Here is a 5,369-nt window from a genome sequence, read left to right on the forward strand (position 1 = left end):
AGTAAGGGGGTAGTGAAAATTGATGAACGATAATTTGAATTTAAGCAAAGTTATAAATTTAGAAAAATGGGTTGGATTACAAGAACTTCTTGCAATATTCACTAAGCTCGCAATGATAACTGTTGATTATAAAGGTAATCCAGTTACTGTACATAGTGGTTGTCACCGGTTCTGCAAAGCTGTGAGAGCAAATCCTGAACTTGAAAAATATTGTAAAAGATGCGATTCCAGAGGTGGCTTAGAAGCAGTTAGGCTCAATAATGCATATATATATCTATGTCATTTTAATATAGTAGATATAGCTATTCCGATAATAATTGATGGTAAATATATTGGTGCAATTATGGCAGGTCAAGTGAAATTATCAGATTCTAATGCGCAAGATATATTAGAAAAAATAGTAGTAACACCCAAAAATTCTATAGCTAAAAATGTCTTAGAGGATTTGAAAGAGTATTATGAAGAATTGCCTGTTTTATCCTACGCGGAAGTAAAACAAATTGCAAATATGCTATTTTCACTATGTAACTATTTAGTAGAAGAAGCACTAGATAAAAACTTGATTTTAGGAATGTACCAAAAGACTATAAAAAAAGAGTTTGAAATAGATTCGAGTACATTAATGGGATACACAATAAAAAATATGGAACATGGTAAAAAAGAAATTTCTAATGCTCTATTAAATGCTTATATTAGAGAAAAGCCTTATAGTAACGGTGTTGAAATTACAGTAAGTAACACTTTAAAACCAGCAATAGAGTATATTTATGAAAATAAAAGTGAAAATATTACTGTAGAAAAAATGGCTAAAGTTTGCCATATTAGCGCAAGCTATTTTAGTAGGTTATTTGCAAAGGAAACAGGAGAAAATTTTTCTAATTATTCATCAAGACTAAAGATTGAATGGGCTAAGAACATATTAGAGGAAAAAAACATGTGTATTAATGAAATTAGTAATGAACTTGGCTTTAGTGAAACGGGGTATTTTATAAAAGTATTCAAAAAGTATGAAGGTGTAACACCAGCTATTTATAGAAAGTATTGTAAGGGAAATTAAGTGTAGGAAAATTATTTAATCCATTTTCAAAAAATCTCTTTAATTTAAGAAAAGCATAAAATTACTATTTATTAGGTTGATGTCATAAAATTACGATTTGAAATCGTAATTTTATGACATGCGATTCCAATGAGTTATTATGTAAACGATGTTATAATAAAAGTAAGTTAAAAATGAAAAAATAAATTTATATAAAGAGGAGAGATTAATATGAGAAAAGCATTTATTTGCCCAACTAAGTATGTACAAGGTGAGGATGAATTATTGAATTTAGGTTACTTTGTAAAAGGTTTTGCAGGATCGGCTCTATTAATTGCCAATAGTGAAGATGTTGCACGTGTTAAAGATAAATTAGATATAACTGCTAAAAAATTTGGCATTACTTTTATAGAAAGCGCATTTATAGGTGAATGTTCAAGACAAGAGGTAGCAAGATTACAAGAGGTTGCTAAAGATAAAAAATGTGGTTGCATAATCGGTCTCGGTGGCGGTAAAGCAATTGACACAGCTAAATGTGTTGCAGAGGGGGAAGCTTTAATTATTGTTCCAACCATAGCGGCTACAGATGCACCAACAAGTCACTCTGCGGTACTTTATACACCAGAAGGAGCATTTGATGATTATGCTTACTTTAAGCAAAGCCCAAGTGTAGTTCTTATTGATGTATCAGTTATTGCAAAAGCACCAACTCGTTTCTTGGTTTCAGGAATGGGAGATGCATTATCAACATACTTCGAAGCAAGAGCAACTTCAAAATCATATTCTAATGTTAATGCTGGACTTCCTTGTGGTTTTAGAGAAGGTTTATGTGGTCCAGCAATTGGAACAAATGCGGCATTAGCACTTGCTAAGCTATGTTATGAAACCCTTATGAAAGATGGAATAAAAGCAAAAGCAGCTTCAGATTGTAATTTAGTAACACAGGCACTAGAAAATATTATAGAAGCAAATATCCTTTTATCAGGCCTTGGTTTTGAAAGCGCAGGACTTGGTGGAGCTCATGCAATTCACGATGGATTAACTATTTTAGCGGGGACTCATAAATACTTCCATGGTGAAAAAGTTGCATTTGGTACAATTGTTCAGCTAGTACTCGAAAATTCACCTACAGAAGAAATAAATGAAGTATTAGATTTCTGTTTAGAAATTGGATTACCAGTTTGTTTATCAGATATAGGAGTAGATAGCATTACAAATGAAGAACTTATGGCAGTAGCGCAAAAGGCATGTATTCCAGAAGAATCAATTCATGCTATGCCATTCCCAATAACTGTTGAAGCTGTAGCTGCATCAATTATAACTGCAGATAAAATAGGTAGAGATTACAAAGAAAAGAGAGGTAACTAATGAAAAAATTAATTAATAGTCCAGAAACTGTAGTAATTGAAATGTGCAACGGCATAGTTTTGGCACATCCAGAATTAGAGCTTCTTAGAAAATATAAAATAATAAAGAAAAAAATTATTAATAAAAATAAAGTAACTCTAATTAGCGGAGGTGGGAGTGGACATGAACCAGCTCATGCCGGATTTATAGGAAAAGGAATGTTAGATGCGGCGGTATGCGGCGATATATTTGCTTCTCCATCTCAAATTCAAGTATATCAAGCAATTAAAGCTACTGCTAGTGATAAAGGTACATTATTAATCATCAAAAATTATAGTGGAGATATGATGAACTTTAAGAATGCAGCTGATTTAGCAAGTGAAGAGGGCATTAAAGTTGATTATGTTAAAGTAGATGATGATATTGCAGTTAAAGACAGTTTATATACTGTAGGACGCCGTGGGGTTGCTGGAACTGTGCTAGTACATAAAGTAACAGGTGCAGCAGCAGAACTTGGATTATCACTAGAAGAAGTTAAGTTAGTTGCGCAAAATGCTATTGCAAATGTTAGAAGTTTAGGATTTGCATTTACCTCATGCACTGTACCAGCTAAAGGAACTCCAACTTTTGAAATAGCAGAAGACGAAATGGAATTTGGAGTTGGAATTCATGGTGAACCAGGAATTAAGAGAGAAAAAATGGCGACCGCAGATGAACTTGCAGAAAAAGTTGTAGATTCTATTTTAAAAGATATGAAAATAGATGGTACAAATAATGAAGAAGTTGCATTATTAATAAATGGGTTTGGAGGGACACCACTACAAGAATTATACTTATTTAACAATTCGGTTGTCGGTAAATTAGTTAAGGAAAATGTTAAAATAAACAGAATTTTTGTAGGAAATTATATGACAAGTATAGATATGCAAGGTGCTTCCGTATCAATTATGAAATTAGATGATCAGCTTAAAGAACTATTATCAAAAGAAAGTGATACTCCAGCATTTAAGGTAACAGGCCCAGTAGACCAAGTTGAATATGTAAGCTTAGACACTTTTAGTAAGGATGCAGAGTCAGTATCTTTTAAGGTAGAGACAGATGAAAGCTTTGCAAAGCTTAATAATGAAAAAGTAAGTTTTAATAATATGATTTATATTATTGATAAAATGAGTGAAGTTATTATTGACAATGAAGTTCCATTTTGCGAACTGGATTCTCAGGCCGGAGACGGTGATTTTGGTATGAGTATAGCAAAAGGGTTTAAACAGTTAAAGAGAGAATGGAAAGATATTCTTTCAGAAAAACATATTAATATTGGAGAGTTTTTAAATGCATGTTCTTTGGTAATAATGGAATATTGTGGTGGAGCATCAGGACCAATATGGGGATCAGCATTTAGAGCAGCAGGTAAACAGGTTGGAACAAAAACTGAATTAACAGTTTTAGATTTTGCGGAAATGATGCAGGCCGCGGCGATAGGAATTCAAGTTGTAGGAGAACGTTCTTTTGGAAGAGGGGCTGTAGTTGGAGATAAGACTTTAATAGATGCATTAGTTCCATGTGCTGATTCACTGATGAAAAGTGCAAAAGAAAACATAGCTTTTAAAGAAGCTTTTGCAAAAGGAGCTAAAGCAGCAGTTGAGGGAGCTAAAAGCACTGAAAATATTGTGGCTCGTATGGGTCGTGCAGGAGCAGTTGGAGAGAGAAGTTTAGGATATCCAGATGCAGGTGCAACGGGACTCGCTATAATATTTACCGAAGTTTCAAATTCTATAAAATAATAATTTATATTTTTAGTATATGAAAAAGGCTTGTGAGTTAATCACGAGCCCTTTTGCTTTTGTTTACTAATTAGGATAACAAAAATGCGAATTATGTGGACTCTCTTACTATTAATTCATAATCAGAGTACATTTTTTTGTTTATTGGATATTTTTCATTTAATATATCTACAAATAAATTGGCAGATTTTTGTCCAAGACTAAACATCTTCTGATCTAATGTGGTTAAGGAAGGGGTAACCAATGATGCCATTTCAATATTACTATATCCCATTATTGAAACCTGTTCCGGTATTTTTGCACCTGAAACTAAAAATTCTCTCATTGCACCAATGGCAATCATATCAGAGCAACAAAATAAAGTATAGGGAAATGGAATTTTTCTTTTTAGAAGTTCTTTTGCAGCATCCCTTCCACTTGAGTAGCTGTAATCACAATCAATTAATTTGTTTTTATCAAATGCAATATTATTTTCGTTTAAACATTGTTTTAACGCAGAAGTTTTTACCATTGTGGTTTTCCACTTCTGATTTCCTAATAAATAGATATCTCTTTTCTCTTTAGAAACTAAATAATTAAAGGACTTATAGGCGGCTTCTTTCTCGTCTACCATGACAGAAAATAATTTTGTTCCACCTTTAATAAAACTATTGACAAGTATTATAGGATAAGTTTCACTAAGTTCAATAATAAAACTTGCGTTAACATCATTTATTGGACGACTACCTGCAATAATAAAGCCCTCTACTTGCTTATTTACAAGTACCTCTATTTCTTTTCTCTCAATACTTTTGTCATTTTCCGTAGAACAAAGGATTATGTTATATTCATTCTTTTGAAATATATCTGTAATTCCTTTAACTACTTCTGCAAAAAAAGGATTGGCTATATCAGACATTATAACTCCTATAGTCTTCATGCTGATGTTATTTAAACCGCGTGCATAAGCATTGGGTTTGAAATTTTTTTCAGCCATTATCTGAAGAATCCTCTGACGGGTTTTTTCTTTAACTGAACCGTTATTATTTATGACCCTAGATACGGTGGCAACAGAAACTCCTGAGTCTTTCGCAAGGTTATAAATGGTATAACTCATATGGAATGTCTCCTCTCTTATGAAACCAGTTACGATAATAAGCATATGAATTAAGTAATGCTTATTACTATTATTATAATAATATCATATAATCTACAGGGCATCAACG

Annotated in this window: 4 protein-coding genes; 3 read left to right on the top strand and 1 reads right to left on the bottom strand. The window is 32.6% G+C overall.

Features of this window, described 5'->3' with window-relative positions; translation table 11 throughout:
• Positions 1–19 precede the first annotated feature (19 nt).
• The 3 genes from JJE11_RS14095 (at position 20) to dhaK (ending at position 4,164) form a co-directional block, all read left to right on the top strand.
• Complete coding sequence (locus tag JJE11_RS14095) at positions 20–1,057, top strand: PocR ligand-binding domain-containing protein (protein WP_291636712.1); 1,038 nt, start codon at positions 20–22, stop codon at positions 1,055–1,057.
• A 210-nt stretch (positions 1,058–1,267) separates the two neighbouring features.
• Positions 1,268–2,404 carry a glycerol dehydrogenase gene (locus JJE11_RS14100; RefSeq protein WP_291636714.1) on the top strand — a complete coding sequence of 379 codons (1,137 nt, stop codon included), beginning with the start codon at positions 1,268–1,270 and terminating at the stop codon, positions 2,402–2,404.
• Positions 2,404–4,164 (top strand): dihydroxyacetone kinase subunit DhaK, encoded by a 1,761-nt coding sequence (gene dhaK, locus JJE11_RS14105; RefSeq protein ID WP_291636716.1) that lies wholly within the window; start codon positions 2,404–2,406, stop codon positions 4,162–4,164. The genes JJE11_RS14100 and dhaK overlap by 1 nt, the downstream gene beginning before the upstream one ends.
• Positions 4,165–4,255: 91 nt before the next feature.
• Here dhaK and JJE11_RS14110 read toward each other — a convergent pair whose 3' ends face one another.
• Positions 4,256–5,260 carry a LacI family DNA-binding transcriptional regulator gene (locus tag JJE11_RS14110; RefSeq protein WP_291636718.1) on the bottom strand — a complete coding sequence of 335 codons (1,005 nt, stop codon included), beginning with the start codon at positions 5,258–5,260 and terminating at the stop codon, positions 4,256–4,258.
• Between the last annotated feature and the right edge of the window lie 109 nt (positions 5,261–5,369).

Origin of the sequence: Clostridium sp., from assembly GCF_016650095.1 — a bacterium.
Taxonomy (GTDB): domain Bacteria; phylum Bacillota; class Clostridia; order Clostridiales; family Clostridiaceae; genus Clostridium_AD.